Source organism: Nocardia sp. NPDC058480 (assembly GCF_042720495.1).
GTDB lineage: Bacteria > Actinomycetota > Actinomycetes > Mycobacteriales > Mycobacteriaceae > Nocardia.
Window position 1 is genome coordinate 1 of sequence record NZ_JBHXMN010000014.1, and the last position, 17,562, is coordinate 17,562.

Annotated in this window: 14 protein-coding genes; 9 read left to right on the plus strand and 5 right to left on the minus strand. The window is 65.6% G+C overall.

All coding sequences use genetic code 11. The features are described 5' to 3' along the window. The first annotated feature begins 392 nt into the window (after positions 1-392). From ACFWO8_RS26000 to ACFWO8_RS26015, 4 genes are all read left to right on the plus strand, one after another. Positions 393-638 (plus strand): hypothetical protein, encoded by a 246-nt coding sequence (locus ACFWO8_RS26000; RefSeq protein ID WP_378963995.1) that lies wholly within the window; start codon positions 393-395, stop codon positions 636-638. A gap of 189 nt (positions 639-827) precedes the next feature. After that, the gene (locus ACFWO8_RS26005) at positions 828-965 is read left to right on the plus strand and encodes a hypothetical protein (RefSeq protein ID WP_378963999.1); all 138 of its coding nucleotides are present in this window, start codon (positions 828-830) and stop codon (positions 963-965) included. Positions 966-1,473: 508 nt separating this feature from the next. After that, complete coding sequence (locus tag ACFWO8_RS26010) at positions 1,474-2,052, plus strand: DUF2867 domain-containing protein (protein WP_378964004.1); 579 nt, start codon at positions 1,474-1,476, stop codon at positions 2,050-2,052. 341 nt (positions 2,053-2,393) lie between these two features. Next, positions 2,394-3,614, plus strand: coding sequence for a multiprotein-bridging factor 1 family protein (locus ACFWO8_RS26015; RefSeq protein ID WP_378964007.1), 1,221 nt, complete (start codon positions 2,394-2,396; stop codon positions 3,612-3,614). Here the strand turns inward: ACFWO8_RS26015 and ACFWO8_RS26020 are convergent. The 4 genes from ACFWO8_RS26020 to ACFWO8_RS26035 form a co-directional block, all read right to left on the minus strand. Next, a complete protein-coding gene (locus tag ACFWO8_RS26020; RefSeq protein ID WP_378964011.1) occupies positions 3,611-4,321 on the minus strand; it encodes a 2'-5' RNA ligase family protein in 711 nt (236 codons plus the stop codon). The genes ACFWO8_RS26015 and ACFWO8_RS26020 overlap by 4 nt on opposite strands. A 98-nt stretch (positions 4,322-4,419) precedes the next feature. Continuing rightward, positions 4,420-6,186: an arginine--tRNA ligase gene (gene argS, locus ACFWO8_RS26025; protein WP_378964019.1), complete on the minus strand. Its 1,767-nt coding sequence runs from the start codon at positions 6,184-6,186 to the stop codon at positions 4,420-4,422. Next, the gene (locus tag ACFWO8_RS26030) at positions 6,183-6,941 is read right to left on the minus strand and encodes a hypothetical protein (RefSeq protein ID WP_378964023.1); all 759 of its coding nucleotides are present in this window, start codon (positions 6,939-6,941) and stop codon (positions 6,183-6,185) included. Before ACFWO8_RS26030 ends, argS begins: the two co-directional genes overlap by 4 nt. Then, on the minus strand, positions 6,938-9,367 hold the full coding sequence (locus ACFWO8_RS26035; protein WP_378964028.1) for a pyridoxal-dependent decarboxylase: 2,430 nt from the start codon (positions 9,365-9,367) through the stop codon (positions 6,938-6,940). Before ACFWO8_RS26035 ends, ACFWO8_RS26030 begins: the two co-directional genes overlap by 4 nt. A gap of 446 nt (positions 9,368-9,813) precedes the next feature. On the opposite strand from ACFWO8_RS26035, the gene ACFWO8_RS26040 reads away from it, so the two are divergent. Further along, entirely contained in the window at positions 9,814-10,323 is a 510-nt protein-coding gene (locus ACFWO8_RS26040) for a DinB family protein (protein WP_378964034.1), read from the plus strand. Between the two features lie 193 nt (positions 10,324-10,516). On the opposite strand, the gene ACFWO8_RS26045 is transcribed toward ACFWO8_RS26040, so the two are convergent. Beyond that, positions 10,517-11,518: a methylenetetrahydrofolate reductase gene (locus tag ACFWO8_RS26045; protein ID WP_378964038.1), complete on the minus strand. Its 1,002-nt coding sequence runs from the start codon at positions 11,516-11,518 to the stop codon at positions 10,517-10,519. A gap of 251 nt (positions 11,519-11,769) precedes the next feature. On the opposite strand from ACFWO8_RS26045, the gene ACFWO8_RS26050 reads away from it, so the two are divergent. The 4 genes from ACFWO8_RS26050 (at position 11,770) to ACFWO8_RS26065 (ending at position 17,543) form a co-directional block, all read left to right on the plus strand. Continuing rightward, the gene (locus ACFWO8_RS26050) at positions 11,770-12,924 is read left to right on the plus strand and encodes a polyprenyl synthetase family protein (protein WP_378964657.1); all 1,155 of its coding nucleotides are present in this window, start codon (positions 11,770-11,772) and stop codon (positions 12,922-12,924) included. Positions 12,925-12,937: 13 nt separating this feature from the next. Further along, positions 12,938-14,617 carry a phytoene desaturase family protein gene (gene crtI, locus ACFWO8_RS26055; RefSeq protein WP_378964043.1) on the plus strand — a complete coding sequence of 560 codons (1,680 nt, stop codon included), beginning with the start codon at positions 12,938-12,940 and terminating at the stop codon, positions 14,615-14,617. A 101-nt stretch (positions 14,618-14,718) separates the two neighbouring features. Next, a complete protein-coding gene (locus ACFWO8_RS26060) occupies positions 14,719-16,380 on the plus strand; it encodes an alpha-(1->6)-mannopyranosyltransferase A (protein ID WP_378964049.1) in 1,662 nt (553 codons plus the stop codon). Between the two features lie 38 nt (positions 16,381-16,418). After that, positions 16,419-17,543, plus strand: coding sequence for a phytoene/squalene synthase family protein (locus ACFWO8_RS26065; protein ID WP_378964663.1), 1,125 nt, complete (start codon positions 16,419-16,421; stop codon positions 17,541-17,543). Positions 17,544-17,562 lie beyond the last annotated feature (19 nt).

A 17,562-nucleotide genomic window follows, 5' to 3' on the forward strand; every position in this document is an offset into this window, starting at 1 on the left:
GCACTCCCAGCAGCACACCGGCTGCGACCACCAGCCTGCCGCACAACCAGCAGCCGCGTGAACCCCCGAAAAACCTACGACCAGGACCACTAAGCGGGATAGGGGAGAAATCCTCCCCGTCGCCCCTGATCACCGACCTTAGCGTTGCGGCATGTCAACCGCCGGGCTACCAGCCAGTTCGCTCGGCATTCCCGCCGTGAAGGGGAAATCATCATGACCACATTGGAATCCGCCGTAATGGAGGCGCTCCACCAGCGTGGAAGACTCCTGTACCCCGAGACATTGGCCGCGATTCTGCAGCGCCCTCGGGTCGAGATCGACCGGGGAGTGGAGTCACTGCGGACGCAGCAGCTCGCGTGGCCCAACCGGTGCGGCCAGTGGCAGGCAACCCGATGACCGCACCGCAGCCGTCCCGCCTACAACTGTGGACGCTACGCAGCCTCTGCTCCTATGCCGCACTGCCATGTACGGCAGCAGATCTGGCAGCCGAGCAGAACCACCCAGCCTTCCGCACCGAGGAGTACCTGGCCAAGCTGCACGCTGGTCGGTGGGTGAGCAAGGTTGAGCTGGTCGGCGGCGCGCTGTGGCAGCCGACCGCGAAGGGCCTGCGCGCGGCGAGCGCTGAGGTCCAGCCATGAAGCCGCCCGCCATCGGCTACCTCCGGTCGGACGTGTCCGGCGCGAGCAAGGTGTGGGACCAGATCCAGATCAGAACTGCCGCCGAACGTCTCGGATATCGGATGACCAAGACGATCGAGTTCAGCGAGTTCACCGCCGACCCGCTCGTCCAGCCTCCTGGCCACCATCGCACGCGACGGAGTCGACGCCGTGGTCGTGCCATCCGTCGCTCACCTCGGTGACGAGATTCCCGAAGCGCTGGTGTCGGCGGTCGACCTCATCACCGTCTCATCCGAGGCAACCTACGCCCGGCGCCTCCCCAACCTGTTCGACACGAGCTCCACCTGATAAGCGCCGCACGGGAACTCGGCTCGACACTGGGCATCGCCGTCCTCACCACCATCTACTTCAGCACCGTCGGCACCGGCCTACGCGACCGCCTGACCGACGCCGACCTGCCCGAATCGGAGGTGCGGCAACTGGAGTCGACCGTCACCGACAGCGCCGGATCGGTGATCACAGCCCTCGCCGAAAATCCGCAAACACTCCCCATCGCGGAAGCAGGCCGCGCGGCCATGGCCGCAGGCATCGAAGTGTCGAGCTACCTTTGCGCGGGTCTGCTCGTACTCGCCTTGGCAACAACCGCATTCGTCAAACCTGTACGACACGAGTAGCAGCACAGCATTTCTCGCGGATCTGCGATCTGCAGCACCTGAGCATGATGTGGGGGCGTTCCGCGGCCCCCACGCTCGCCCGCCCGTCAAGCCCGCATCCGTCACACCCCCCCTTCTATACGTAGGCGTATATCAGCGGTAGTCTCGACTTATACGCTGCCGTACACATGGAGGTTCCAGCTATGCGACTACCCGAATCGGCCCACACCGATCAACCCTGGCGCATCCACGAGATCGCCCCCGACTTCGACGTCGAGGACATCTGGAAATTCCGCACCCCCGGCGGTGGCCCCGACGACTTCCCCGCCTTACTGGCCGCCCTCCGAGCCGAACGCGCCTCCGAATCCACCGGCATCAGCGGCCTACTGTTCAAGATCCGCTGGAAGCTGGGCGAACTGTTCGGCTGGGACCGCGAAGACGCAGGCACCGGCACCCGCGTCGCCTCCCTGCGAGACCGCCTACCCACCGACCTACGCGACACCGACATCCCCGACGAGGACGGCCCCCTCACCGCCCTCTACGTCCTCGACAACGAATACGCCGCCGAAATCGCCAACGGCACCATGCACGGCATCATGCACCTGGGCTGGGTCGCCGACGATTCCGGCTACCACCTGCAAATGGCGGTTCTGGTGAAGCCCAACGGCTGGTTCGGCCGCTTCTACATGGCCTTGATCAAGCCCTTCCGCTACGGCATCGTCTACCCCGCGATGACCCGCAGCTGGGAACGAACCTGGAACGACCTCCCCATCCCCCACTGAACCGCGCCGTTCGCGCACCCCGCAAAAGTTGCGCAGACTGCCACACCGCTGATCAGCCCCGGCCAGGGGCACCACACCGAGCGAATCCGACCAAGTCAGGCGGTACTCACGTTCGGGGTCCGCAGCAATGTTCAGTTTTCGCCCGCGCTCGAACGGGATCATCGATGTTCTGACTCGCGTGGCTCAGGTCGTCATCGTTCAAATCCAGTTCGGCGAACAACTGGTCGAATCCGCTCGCGATCACTCCGCTTCATCGCCGAAGGTTCTACCCTCTAATCAGCGGCGACGAGCGGGGGTTTGCAGTGGCGGTGACAGGATGGACCGGCGTCGAGGTTCGCGCAATGCGTACCGCGGCACTCCGGATCACCCAAGCGGAACTTGCCGAGCGTCTCGGATTCACTGAATCGGTCGTCCGGAAGTGGGAGAAGCGCGGTGAGACAATCACACTCACGCACCAGCACGCTGCGGCGATGGACACTCTCCTTGCGCGACTCGACGACGATCAGCGTCACCGATTCGAATCCGCGCGATGTGTGTCCGAGGCCCCCGCGGGTGCGGACGCCGATCCATTCGATAGATCAGATGCGATTGTCGGTCGGCTGCAACATCTCGCCGAGCTTCGTGGTGATGGCGATCTCGTCGATGGACTGAGTCTTGCCCTCGGTGAGATCGTCGACCGCTATGAGGTGGAGGGGCCGCGCCATCTGGCGAGCGAGGTTCAGGAGCTTCGTCGGCGGGTGAATCTCCTTCTCCAGCAACGTCGTCACCCAGCTCATGTCGAGCAGTTGTATCGGATTGCGGCGCGGTTGTCGGGGGTTCTGGCGTACATGGCGGTGAACTGTGGCCGGTTCGGCAGCGCTCGGATGCACTGCCGCGAAGCGCAGGTACTGGCATCGCTGATCGAGGACGGCGAGATGCTGGCGTGGGTCAAATCGACCGAAAGCTTCTGCGCCTACTACGCAGGCGATTTCGTGAGTTCAGTGAAGTTGGCCGAGGAAGGGATCGAGCTGGCCGGCTCGGGGTCTCAGGCAATCCGCTTGTACTCCAACGGGTTGGCCCGCGCATGGGGGAAGTTGGGCGACGCAGTGGAGGTCGAGCAGGCAATCGAGCGGGCGCTGTCACTGGCCGATCACCAAAATGCCGTTCCGGGACTGACTCCCGCGTTGACATTCGAGTCCTACGGCAAAGCCCGTCTCATGGCGAACGCTGCCACCGCGTTCCTCTCGGCCGGGCGATTCGACAAGGCCCTCGAGTTCGGCGGGTTGGTCGAGGATCACGTTTCGCAGTCGGACTCGGTATGGAGTCGAACGTTGGTGCGCTTGGATGTGGCGACTGCGCTTGTCCTACAACGCTCGCCAGAAGTCGAGCATGCGGTTCAGCTCGGCATCGAGGCCCTCGATGCTTCGGCAGATCGACCCATCCGTTCGATATGGCAGCGGGCGAACGAACTCGGCGCTCTGATGGAATCCCGGCATCGGGCACCTTCTCGTGATTACGCCGAGCGTTTGGCGCAGTGGCGTCGTTCGGCGCAACCGCTGATTGCCCCTGAAAGTGGGCTTTAACCGCCCAGAGCAAGGACCGCGCGGGTAGTCCAGCGGTAGCTGTGGCCATCCCGTCTGAGGACGACCAGCTCGGCCTGGTTCACCCGCACGCTGGCACTTCTGGCCGCACGCAATGCCGCTACCGCGTCGATGACCTCAGCGGCAGCGCGGTCAGTGTTGTTGTAGGCGATACCCAAATGCGGTCGGAACCGGGAAGAACTCGGCGCCGACGCAACCGTCGAGGTCGGCAATGCTTCTGCCGTACATGTCGACAGGACCTGATGTAGATCAAGCAGCGGATCCCACGGAGCGACCGAGAACCTGATCGCGCTGCGCGAGCCACTCAGCGGGCCAACAGTAAGGTCGAATGGCTTCACCTCCGAAAGGCTTTCGCGTGCAAGCGAAACCAGCCTGTCGATCTGCTCGTCAGAGACAACGGTCATGTCGCCGACCCTCATCATCGTGATGTGCAAGGCATCCAGCGGAACCGGATCAACCCCGCCGACTGCCAGTGCCCCCTGACATTCGGCAGCGAGCTCGATCAGATCGGAATCGTCGAACGTCAGATACCAGTAGTAGCCCGTACGGCCCGGCGCCCACTGCTTCACAGTCCAATGGTCGCGAAGGACCTCGATCTCGGAGAACGCGTTCCAATCATTTCGTGCAATGGCTTCCGGATCCGATGTCGAGTCCGGCAGCAGCTCGGGAAACGGGCTACTCGATGTCATGACCGGCTGATCTGCCTCTCCATGTCGAACTTCTTACCGGCGAGTTTGCGGACTGCCGACCGGACGCAGCACCGATGTGGCGAGCGCCCGGTCAAGGGTCACATCCGTTGCGGTGCCGCCATTCCCAATTGGCCCAATCCGAGCTCAAACGTGCGAGCAGTTAGCTGGCACAATGCGATTCGGTTCGAACGAATCGGTTCCTCGGCAGCGATGACCGGGCACGAGTCATAGAATGCGGTGTAGGTGCGGGCGAGCTCGTAGAGGTAACCCGCCAGCCGGTGCGGCTCGAGCGCGTCAGCGACCTCGCTCAGGACGACCCCGTAGCCGTCCAAGGCCAGTGCCAGTTCCCGCTCGGCTGGTTGGAGTGGGGCGAGAGTATCGACCGTGGCAGAGGTTGTGGCATCGGCCTTGCGCAGGATCGAGCACACCCGAGCGTGGGCGTACTGCAGGTAGACGCCGGTATTGCCGTTGAGTGTCGTCATCCGGTCCAGGTCGAAGGTGTAGTCCTTGACTCGCGATGTCGACAGATCCGCGTACTTGACCGCACCGATCCCCGCTTGTTCGGCGATGGTGTCGAGCTCGGCAGCAGTCAGATCAGGGTTCTTCTCGGCAACTACAGCGCGCACACGGGCGGTGGCTTCGTCGAGCAGGCCCATCAACCGAACTGTTCCTCCTGCACGGGTTTTGAACGGTTTGCCGTCCGGGCCCAGGATAGTGCCGTAGGCGACGTGGTCGACCTGGATCGCGTCCGTGAGCCAACCGACCCGGCGCGCGGCTTCGAAGATCAGCTGAAAGTGCAGCGCCTGTCGCGAGTCGGTGACATACAGCAGCCGGTCCGCCTGGAGCGCGGCGATGCGATATCGGATGGTGGCCAGGTCAGTGCCGTCGTAGCCATAGCCACCGTCGCGTTTGCGAGCCATCAGCACCACAGGCTTGTCGTCAGGGCCCGTGACCTCCTCCGACAGCACCACGATCGCGCCGTCGCTGTCTACGGCTACGCCCTTGTCGATGAGTTCGGTGATGGTGTCGGCCAACTTGTCGTTGTAGAACGACTCCCCGACATAGTCATCGGGCGTGAGCAGGACGCCGAGCCGGTCATAGATCGCGCCGAAGGCCTTCTCCGACTCAGCGACAATCTCACGCCACCGCGCAACTGTGTCGGGGTCGCCGGCTTGCAGGGCAACCACCCGGGTCCGCGCTCGGTCGGCGAAGTCGGGATCGGCGTCGAACTGAGCTCGCGCGGCCTTGTACAGACTGTCCAGGGCCGACACCGAGCTGGTTTCAGCGTCGAGTTCTTCAGTGTGCCATGGCGATTCGGGGTGCTCGTCGATGTACTGGATGAGCATGCCGAATTGGGTGCCCCAGTCGCCGAGGTGGTTCGCGCGCACGACATCGGCACCGAGGAACCCGAAGACTCGGGCGAGGCTGTCACCGATGATCGTGGTCCGCAGGTGCCCGACGTGCATCTCCTTCGCCACGTTCGGAGCGGAGTAGTCGATAACCACCCGCCGCTCGTCCTCGCTGGCCGGCACCCCGAGGCGGGCGTCGGCCAGACGAGCCGCGACGCTTTCCCAGATGGCTCGATCGACCAAAGAGATATTCAGGAATCCCGGTCCCGACACCTGCACATCAGCGATCACACCGCCAGTGAGATCGAGCGAGGTCGCGAGCTCGCTGCCGAGCTGAGCCGGCGGCATGCCGACCTTCTTCGCCAACGGCAGCGCGGCGTTGGATTGGAAGTCGGCCCGATCGGATCGTCGCACTACCGGGTCCGCGTCCGCCATTTCAGGACGGACTCGCACAATCGCCTCCGACACAGCGGCAGCGACACGTCCGAGCAGCGGCACAATACCGGCAGAGCTCACCTTGGATTCCTTTCGAAGGGGATGGTGAACCCATTGTCGCAGGTGCGTGAAGTGGAATAGCCGTGACTGGCGTGGCGCTGCCGGAATCGCGCGCCGTCGATGACCTCGACCAGGTCCCGGGCGACCAACGACGCCAAACCCGACTGAACCGTTGAGCAGAGGTGAGCGCTGCGGGTGTAGCCCAAGAAGTCCTTGCCGTGGGCACCATCAGGCGCGCAGGTCAATGCCTGGACCGCGCGGGGAACTGTGATCTCCGGTGTCGCGAGCATCGAGATCGCCAACACCGCGACCGCCTGTTCGGCTCTCGAGCGGTCAGCGCGATACCGTCCCACGTTCCCGCCGAGGAACATATGTTCGCTGGTGAGGGCATTGAGCAGCAGCCGTTGGGCGAAGGCGGACGAATTCAACCAGTCTGCTTCGACAACCACCGGGACGGGACTGAGCAAACCATCAATCCTCGGAAAGCACCGCAGAGCGACAGCCTGATCGACATCAGAATAGGTCGCGAAAAGCTTTGTCTCGTAATCGACTTCCGTGTCGTGAGCTAAGCCGAAGCCATCGTGGATCCGACGAACCGCGGCCACCAAGCCGTCCATGATGCAGCGGCCCAGTCGATCGCGCCCCACCAAGACGAGGTCGAGATCAGCACGCGAGTCCCCTGAACCGGCCTGCGAGCCGTAAACGATTCCGTACCCTCCTGCCGGGGTGAATGTGCGGCACAGCTCCGCTGCCGCGGCGAACAGCTCGGGCGTCATGACGACAGGCCGATCGGAAGCGACGCATACGGGTGCGCGGCGGCATGGAAGTCAACGAAGTGGACTCCGCTCGGGAGAGCGACACCACCTGCGATCTCATATCGGTCGATGAATTCCTCCACCGATATCGCGAGCTCAGGATCGTCGAGCAACTGCGGATGGTGTTTGAAATGCACCCCGAAGAACCATTCACGCGCCGCTTCCCGGCTCGATGCCCACGCCACTCCCCCGAGACGCGTGTGGGTCAACGCCCCAATGCCCTGCTCTTCCGCGTCACGAAGCGCGTCGACCAGGACATTCCTCGTGTACGCGCGACCTCCCACAGGAAACGGCGCGACAGCTTCCCAACCACGGGTCACCAACTGCTGCTCAGGGCTCTCGGCATCGAACAACATGGCAAGCAGGTGCCCGCCCGGAGCGACCAACCGAACCAGGTCGAGCACGAATTCCCGTGCCTGGGTATGCGCGTGAACCTGATCCTGGCGAGGCCGCACACCCGTAGGTGAGAGTTCCTCGAAGAACTCCCCGATCGGGTAACTCAACGACCAGAACGCTGTCACCAGGTCAAAGCTCTTCGACCGGCCCTCCCGAAGGAGCGTGGTCACGGCGTCGCTGGTATCTGCGCAGATCGTCTGCGCCGCGGGAAATTTCTGGGCAACGGCGCTCACCATCGTTTCGCTGTAGTCGGCGAGCACGAGGTTGCGTGCGTAGGGCGCGATCGTCTCGGTGATCCGGCCTGTGCCACAACCGAACTCCACGACCTCGAACGAGGCGGTTGGGGCGCGGTGATGTTCGGTAAGCCAGTTCGCAACCAGGTCGACATCCTCCGTGCCGCCGTAGTAATGGCGCAGCAGCAGTTCGTCATAGACGCCTGCCGACTCGTAGACCGCGCGAAAGGTCTTGTTCGTCATGCTGTTTCTCCCTCCAGATCGAGTGCGAGGTTGTCGAGGTAGGCAAGGACGTCGCGCATATAGGTCTCGGTGACCGCGGGATTGTTCGCCATAACGCAGGGGGTGCACGACCGCTCCCGAGCGCAGCCGACCCAGGTCATCGGGGAGGGTGAATTGATGCAGGTGCCACCGGCCCTCGTCCATCATCCGTGCATGGATCGCGATGTTCAGCCGGTTGAGTCGGTCCAGTTCCGCGTCATCCAGATTTCCTGCCTCGATGCCTGCCGGCAGGTAGGCGAACACCACTGCCGCAAGATCCAGGTCGTTGAGCCGCACCAACCGCGGGTGCGCATCGACCAACCCCGCGAACGTCTGCGCCACCTCATGTCGGTGATCGGCCAACTCCACGAGCCCCGCTCGGCCACGACCGAGCATCATCATCCACAGCTTCAGCGACATCCACCCTTTGGTTCCGATGAACGGTGTGACCTGGCCGAACGCGAAGTCTTCCTGCATGATCAGGTCCGAGTAGGTCGAGATCGTCCGCACCGCAGCCGGATCCCGCACCAACAGCGCACTCAACCCGTATGGCACTGCCATGATCTTGTGCGGGTCCACGGTGATGCTGTCGAATTCGGCGATACCGTCGATCTTGTCCCGCAGGTTCGGGCTGAACGCCGCGAGCAACCCCCAGCACGCATCCGCGTGCAACCAGATCTTCGGGTCGATAGCCCGGACGACATCATGGACAGCCCGCAGGTCGTCGATTGTTTGTGTTCGGCTGTCGCCGGCGTACGCGATAACCGCCATCACTCGATCACGATGCTCACGTAGGGTCCGCGCGAGTTCGTCTGTGTTGTAACGGAACCCGTCAGTCGCGACCTCGATGATGTGTGCGCCGCACCCGATCCAGGTCAACGCGGCCTTCACGCTGTAGTGCCCAATTCCCCTCGGCACGACAACCGCGAATCGGCTCGGATCGGCCACCCCGGACTGCATCGTGCCCGGCGCTTTCGCCTCACGGGCGAGCATCATCGCGACAGTGTTGCTGGTCGTTCCGCCGGGAGTGACCATGCCGCCAACGTCCCAGACCGTGTTCACATTCCCGACCAGCGGATTCGCGTAGCCGAGCAGCCCCCGCAGCCACCGGAGAACCGTGATCTCGATGAAAGTCGCGCTCGGACTGTCGAACGACTGGTTGATCATGTTCTGCTGCGTCAGCGTTGCGAGCACACTGCCCGCCAGCGCGAGGTGATCGTCACCGGTGTCGCCGAAACCCATGAACCGCGGCGAGGCTTCGTTCTTGCACAGCGGCAGGACCCGATCAACGAATTCGGCCAACACCGCCTCACCCGCCATCGGCTCGATGGGAAGGTCGGTGACCAGCAGATTGCGGATCTCCCCCGCGGTGCTCCGTCGACCGAAGATCTCCGTGCGCGCTTTGAACTGCAAGCCGATATCGAGGGCCTGATGTGCCAGCCCGTCATGCGGGTCTACGGCGGGCGGGTTATGTGTGCGAATTGCCGTCGTGTGCATGGTGTTTGCCTTCCGAACGGGGTAACAACCTGGTGCATACAACGATCCAGGCAGCAGAAGAAGGCGGGAAGCGACGCAACCGCTACGGAACCGACATGCAAGCGGAATCCGGCCCTTCGGAAGGTCCAACTGACCTAGCTGGCAGCGAAGCTAATCGGTCGATTCCCGGACAGCTCTGGGAGCAGGCGGTCCGGCCACCGGCTCGAGATGATCTGGGCATCATCCAAGCTCGACCCGATGGTCCTGCCGGTGATCAGCGAGCGATAGAAGACCCTGGCGACTCAAAGCAGTGACGCTCTTCTACGGTGCTGGGCCAGCTGATCGCCGTATGGCCGGGGGTCTGCGGCTCCGCGCCAAGGGACTCAGTGGCTTCTGGTCGGCAAAACCAATGGTCAGGATCGGCGGTTCCGCGCAAGATGCGGTGTGTGGATGCATCGTGTTCTACCGTGCTGCGCTGGCAGTTCGATCTGATCTGGTCCTTGTTCGAGTTCCATCTCGATCGACTGAAAGAAGACGACTTCCTGTGGGAGCCCGCGGGTTTGTGCTGGACACTGCACCTCGACGAGCGCGGCGGCTGGGAGCCGGACTGGGCGGACTCCGAGCCCGATCCGATCCCGGTCCCGACCATCGGCTGGATCAGCTGGCATATCGGGTGGTGGTGGAGCGTCGCCATCGATCACCTGCGAGAACGCGCTCCACGAGACCGTAGCGAGATCGCGTGGCCGGGCCCCGGACCCGCGGTCGCCGACTGGCTGCGCGGCCTGCGCGAGGAATGGCTGCCAATTCTGGATCAGGTCACCGAGGCCGATCTTGTTGCCCCAGCGGTATTTCCGTGGCAGGGCGACTCGGACAAGTCCGTTGCCCACACCCTGGCATGGGTGAACGGCGAGCTGATGAAGAACGTCACCGAGATCGGCCAGTTGCGGCTACTGCGCGCAGCCCGGAACGACAAGTGACGACATCGACGGCCTCGCCTTCGGCGGCAGACCTCGATAAGCGGAAGGGGAGAGAAGCTCGAACCCTCGGATCGGCATTCAGTGATACTTTTCGGCCGAAAATTATCACTGATGAGGCGGAGTGCTACTTAAGTAGCACTGCCAGCCAGCTGTGCTACTTTTCGCGCGAAAAGTAGCACTAGAACCGCCAGTTCTACGCGCTGATCGGGGCGGCCGTCACCCCGTAGCCGAGGTTGGTGAGGACCTCGCTGGTGGCCTTGGCGAAGTTCAGGGTGATGAAGTGCAGGCAGGGGGCGCCTTCGTCGGTGAGGCGCTGGGCCATTTCGGTGGCGATCTGGATGCCTTCGGCGCGGACCGCGGCGCGGTCTTCTTCCGGGCCGGTGCCTGCCGCTCGGGTGAGACGGGCTACGACGTCGGCGGGGACGGGGCGGCCGCTGAGTTCCTCGGCGCGGGCGACCGTGCGCAGGGAGGTGATGGGCATCAGTTCGGGAATGATCGGCTTGGCACCCTCGATGGGGTCCATGGCGATCACGCGGTCGCGCAGGCGCAGGTAGTGCTCGACGTCGAAGAACATCTGGGTGATCGAATACTCGGCTCCCGCACGGAGTTTCGCGGCCAGGTGGTGAGTGTCGTGGTCGAGGTCGGGCGAGCGGTGGTGGCCCTCGGGGAACGAGGCGACGCCGACGTGGAAGTCGCCGAGGTCGCGCACGATGCGGACCAGTTCCTCGGCGTATTCGACACCGCCGGGGTGCTTGGCCCATTCACCCAGCGGGTCGCCGGGCGGATCGCCGCGCAGGACCAGGACATTGCAGATACCGGAGTCGGCATAGGAGCCGATCAGGGAGCGCAATTCGGCGATGCTGTGGCCGACCGCGGTGAGGTGGGCCACCGGGAGCAGGGTGGTTTCCTGCGCGAGGGCGCCGGTGATGCGCACGGTGCGGTCGCGGGTGGAGCCGCCCGCGCCGTAGGTCATCGACACGAAGGCGGGATGCATGCGTTCGAACTCGCGGACCGCACGCCACAGCCGAGCCTCGCCCGCCGCGTCACGCGGGGGGTTGAACTCGACGGAGAAGGGCACGCCGCTGCCCGAATGAGTGCGCAGACTCTGCACCACCGAGGGGGTGTTCGAGACGATCGACGGCCGCTGGGCGGGTCGATCTGGGGTCGAACTTCCCCGTCCATTGTCGAAATCCACCGGCTCAGTCTAGTGGGAGGCGATGAGGCCCCGGCACCGACTGGGAATCCGGCCACCGAACACCGGACAATGCGTCAAGTCCAATGGACGTGTCCGCGACGGCAGAACCCGCCGAAACGCCGGGTGTGGGCTGCGTCGCAGCGGCCCTGTGCGCCGGGAGCGCGCCCAGCCCACCCGCGTATCGTTCGACCCAACGCTGGTGACCGCACCACCGAGTGCCCAACCGGTCCCGCTGTTCGCCCACTTCGCCCCTGGAGGCCGCCCTGTTCGCCGGAATCGGTACCCCGCTCTCCCGGTCCGCCGCCGACGCGCTGACCTCGGTCGATCTCGCCACGCTGACACCGGGCACGCCGGCTTTCGTCGCCGCTGTCGAACAGGTGCTGACCAGCTTCTTCGCCACCCGGCGTGAGATCGTCGAGCCGCTGGGGCCCGTGTTCATCGATGCCGTCGAGGCGCTGGAACAGTTCGTTGTTCGTGGCGGCAAGCGGACCAGGCCGGGGTTCGCGTGGACCGGGTGGCTCGGTGCGGGCGGCGACCCCGCGGGGCCCGACGCCGCCGCGGTGCTCACCGCCTGTTCGGCCCTGGAATTGGTACAGGCGTGCGCGCTCGTGCACGACGACATCATCGACTCCTCGCGGACGCGGCGCGGGTACCCGACCGTGCACATCGAGTTCGAGGATCGGCACGGGGCGGCGGGCTGGCCCGGCGACGGCGCCGCTTACGGCTCGGCCGTCGCGATTCTGATCGGCGATCTCGCGCTGGCCTGGGCAGACGATCTGGTCCACGAGGCCGGGTTGAGCCAGGAAGCGCTGGCCCGGTTCGCGCCGGTGTGGGCGCGGATGCGCACCGAGGTGCTCGGTGGGCAGCTCCTCGACGTCAACGGCGAGGCAGGCTGCGACGAATCGGTTGAGGCCGCGTTGCGGATCAACCGCTACAAAACCGCCGCCTACACGATCGAACGGCCGTTGCACCTGGGTGCGGCGCTGGCGGATGCCGACGAGGCGCTGGTGGATGCGTTGCGGACCTATGGGACCGATGTGGGGATCGCGTTCCAGCTGCGCGACGACCTGCTCGGCGTGTTCGGCGATCCGGTGGTGACGGGGAAGCCGTCGGGCGATGACCTGCGGGAAGGCAAGCGAACCGTGTTGATCGCGGAGGCGCTGCACCGGGCCGATCCGGCATCGGCCGCCCTGATCCGGACCGGTCTCGGCACGGATCTCGACGATGCCGCCGTCGACCGGCTGCGCACGGTACTCACCGACCTGGGCGCGGTCGACGAGGTGGAGCGGCGGATCACCGAGCTCACCGATACCGGGCTGGCCGCCATCGCGACCAGTTCCGCGACGCCGCGAGCCGAGCAGTTGCTCCACGCCATGGCACTGGCTGCCACTCGCCGCGCAGCCTGATAGGAAAAGTGTTGTGGGACAAGTGAATCACGTCGTCGTAGTCGGAGCCGGACTGGCAGGTCTCGCGGCCGCGCTGCATCTGCGGGGCGCGGGCCACGAGGTGACGGTGCTGGAACGGGCCGATCATCCGGGCGGACGGGTGGGTCGCTACCGGTTCGACGACTACGAGACCGACAGCGGCGCAACGGTTCTCACGTTGCCCGAAGTGATCGACGACGCACTGGCCGCCGTCGGGCATACCCGCGAGGGCGTCGGCTTGCGCATCCACCGTCTCACCCCCGCCTATCACGCACGCTTCGCCGACGGCAGCGACATCCGCGTCTTCGACGATGCCGACCAGATGGCCGCCGAGGTCGAAAGTGCGTGCGGGCCTGCCGAAGCGCGCAACTACCGACGCCTGCGCGACTGGCTCGGCCGCATCTACGACGCCGAATTCGACGAGTTCATGAACGCCGATTTCGATTCGCCCCTCGACATGGTGCGCACGCCGCGCGCCAGGGCCGCGCTGACCGCGCTCGCCAAACTCGGCGGGTTCGGCAAGCTGGGCCCTCGCGTGCGGTCCTATCTGCGCGACGAGCGGCTGACCAGGCTGTTCACCTTCCAGGCACTGTATGCGGGCATGTCGCCGGATCACGCGCTGGCGATCTACGGCGCGATCCCGAACATGGACACCTGCTTGGGCGTCTATTTCCCAGAAGGTGGGATGCGCGCGATTACGACCGCGCTCGCCGAGGCATTCACCGCTGCGGGTGGCCGTCTCGTCCTCGACGCCGAGGTCGACGGCATCGACTACGCGACGCGCTCCAACCGGACCTCGGACACCCGCGCCAACGGTCGCCTGTCGAACACCCGAAAGGGTGCGGGATCGGCCGACGCCCTCGAAGGGGACGCCTCGACACCTGGAATCCGAGCGGGTGCCCCAGCCCGTGCACGTCACGCCGAAGCCGTCCGCACTACCGACGGACGCAGCTACTCGTGTGATGCGGTGATCCTGACCGCCGACATCGGCTCGCTACCCCGATTCGGGCTGCGCCACCGTCGCGGCCTGCGGGCCTCGCCGTCGGCCGTCGTCGCCCACGGCACCATCCCCGCCGAGATCGCCGCGCGCTGGCCCGTGCAGGCCCATCACACCATCGAGTTCGGCGCCGCGTGGGCGCAGACGTTCGCCGAGATCGCCGCGCGCAAGGGTCGCGGACAGCTCATGCGCGATCCGTCACTGCTGCTCACGCGGCCCGCGCTGACCGATGCCGACCAGTTCATCGACCGGGCGAGCGGACGCTGCGAACCTCTGTCGGTGCTCGCACCCTGCCCCAACCTGACCGCCGCCCCGCTCGACTGGGACCGGCTCGGCCCGGCCTACCTGCGCGAGCTGCTCGCGGTACTGGAACAGCGCGGCTACACCGGCATCAGCGAACATTTCCGCGTCGACCACCTCGACACTCCCGGCACCTGGGCCGCCCAGGGCATGATCGCGGGCACGCCGTTCTCGATCGCGCACCTGTTCCGGCAAACCGGACCCTTCCGGCCACGCAATCTGCCAAGGGGTGTGGACAACGTTGTTCTCGCAGGTTGCGGCACCACTCCGGGGGTGGGTGTGCCCACCACGCTGCTGTCGGGCAAGCTGGCGGCGGCACGAATCACCGGCAGCCGGGCACACACCGGTACCGACCACCGGGTTAGTGTTCCAACTTGAAGCCGTAAACTGACGGCCGACTTATCAGCTCGCGGTTGCGACCGCCGACCATCCGGGGGGACCGACCGAACATGCCGCCCTCCGAGACGACCGTAGGCACCATGGACAACACGCGCACTATCGAGCGCCAGCGTCACCTACCCACTGGGGCCGATCCCGGCGTCCGGACCTGGCTGCGCACCGCAGGCGAGTTCGCCCGGAGCCCAGAAGGCCACGCGGCCCTCATGGGATTCTTCGGCGCCATGATGATCACCTTCGGTGGCTTCGGTGCGGGCGCCGTCCGCAAACGCGACCCGCTCCTCGAGGCGCTACACCTGTCCTGGCTGCGGTTCGGCCACGGGTACGCGCTGTCGATGATCGTTATCTGGGTCGGCGTGCTGATGATGATCACCGCGTGGGTTCGCCTCGGTCGCATCACCATCGGCAAGGGCGACCCGACGGTCACCCTCAACGAGTTGCGGGCGACCGTCGGAATCTGGATCACGCCGCTGCTGTTCGCCGCGCCGATGTTCAGCCGCGATGTCTACTCCTACCTCGCCCAAGGCGCGCTGCTACGCGACGGTTTCGACCCCTATCAGGTGGGGCCCGTCGCAAATCCGGGCGTGCTGCTGGACAACGTGAGCACGGTCTGGACCACCACCACCGCGCCGTACGGGCCGGTGTTCTTGCTGATCGGCCGCGCGATCACCTCGATCACCGGCGACAATGTGATCGCCGGGACCATCGCCCTGCGCTTCGCGATGCTGCCCGGGCTGGCGCTCATGATGTGGGCCGTGCCGTATCTGACCAAGCATCTCGGCGGTAAGCCGACGGTGGCGCTGTGGTTGGCGGTGCTCAACCCGCTGGTGCTGGTCCACCTGATCGGCGGCGTGCACAACGAGATGCTGATGGTCGGGCTGATGTGCGCGGGCGTCGCGCTGGTGCTCGAACGCCACCATGTGGCGGGCATCGTGGTGGTCGCGATCGGCGTCGCGATCAAGGCGACCGCAGGCGTCGCCTTGCCGTTCCTGGTGTGGATCTGGATTCTGCACGAAAAGGAACGCCGAGCTGCCGAGCGTCGAGTGGCGGTGGATTCCGATGCCGCGCTCACCGAAGAACAGCGACACCCCGACGCTGCCCGACCGTCCGCGGATATGCCGCACCCGCTGTTCGTCTTCGCCAAGATCGCCGGCATCGGCGTGGGCGTATTCGCGCTGGTGTTCGGCGCGGCGTCGGTGATCGCGGGCGTCGGCTTCGGCTGGGTCACCGCGTTGCAGGGTTCGAACAAGATCATCAACTGGCTTTCGCTGCCCACGATTCTCGCGCACATGGTCACCTGGGTGACCCCGCTGGCTCACGACTCGGTGCTGGAAGTGACCCGCCCGCTGTGCCAGATCGCCATGGTGGTGTTGCTCGTCGCGACCTGGTGGCGGTTCCGGCACAGTGAACGTGAGGCCGTGATGGGCATCATCATCGCCTTCGTCGCGATCGTGTTGCTCTCGCCCGCCGCGCTGCCCTGGTACTACTCGTGGCCGCTGGCGCTGGCCGCCGCGTTCGCGCTGTCGACCACGACGTTGATGTGGCTGGTAGGGATCTGCACCTGGTTGATGCTGGTGTTCCAGCCGGACGGGTCGATCGGGCTCTACAACTTCTGGCACGTCGCGCTGGCGACGTTCGCCGCCGTGGTCGCGGCCGTGTCGCTGCGTACCGTTGATCCGCTGCATCTGCGTTCGGCCAGGTCGAAGGCCGCTGCCACGGAATCGGCGCCGCCAGTTCGGGCATGAGCGGTCGAGCACCCCGGCTTCGGAGAGAGATCGTGAACGTGGCTGCCGATGCTGGTGCCCGACCGCTGACCGGCGAGCTGGCTGCTGCGTACGCGAGTTGTCGGCGGATCGCGGCCGAGCACGGGCGCACCTATTACCTGGCGACCACGCTGCTCTCGCCGGAGCGCCGGCGGGCCGTGCACGCGCTGTACGCGTTCGCGCGGATGGTCGATGACATCGTCGATCACGCCGATGACCCCGCGCGCGTCCTCGACCCGCAGGATGCCCCCGGGTCCCACTCCGACCGACACGTCTTCGGTCAGCAAGATGTCGCCCGGAGCAACACCGCCCGGCAAGTGGCCGATGCGCGGGAAGCCGGTCCATTCGCTGAGTTTTCCCCGGCTCCTCGGCACGACCGACGGGATCTCGGACTGCTCTCCGACGTCTCCCCTGCCCAGCACCTCGACCTGGTCGAGAAGCAGCTGCGCCTAGCCCTGGAACAGGGCAACCTCGACACCACCGACCTGCGCCGCCACCAGATCGTCACCGCGGCCGCCGACACCATCGCCCGCTACGACATCGCACACACCCATATCTGGACGTTCCTCGATGCCATGCGCATGGACGTCCCCGGCACGGCCACCCACCGCACCCGCTACGCCACGATGAGCGAGCTCCGCGAGTACATGCGCGGATCCGCCGCTGCCATCGGCCTGCAACTGCTTCCGGTCCTCGGCACCGTCGTCCCCGTCGCCGCTGCCGAACCCGCGGCAGGCGCCCTCGGTGAAGCCTTCCAGCTCACCAATTTCCTGCGCGACGTCGCCGAAGACCTCGACCGCGACCGCATCTACCTCCCCACCGACGAGCTGCGGGCATTCGGCGTAGACGAAGCCCACCTGCGCGACTGCCACCATCGTGGCCACGCCGACGCACCGCTACGCCGTGCGCTGGCCCACCTGATCGCCGTCAACCGCGACATCTACCGGCAAGCAGTCCCCGGCATCGCCCTGCTCGCCCCCCGAGTACGCCCGGCGATCACCACCGCCGCCACCCTCTACGCCGAAATCCTCGACCGCATCGAAGCAGCCGACTATCAGGTCTTCACCACCCGCGCCACGGTGCCGAACCGTCGCCGAATCCTGGTCGCCGCCAAGGGTTTGACCACCCCCACCCGCCACCGCTAGTCGCCGGTCCAGCACCGTG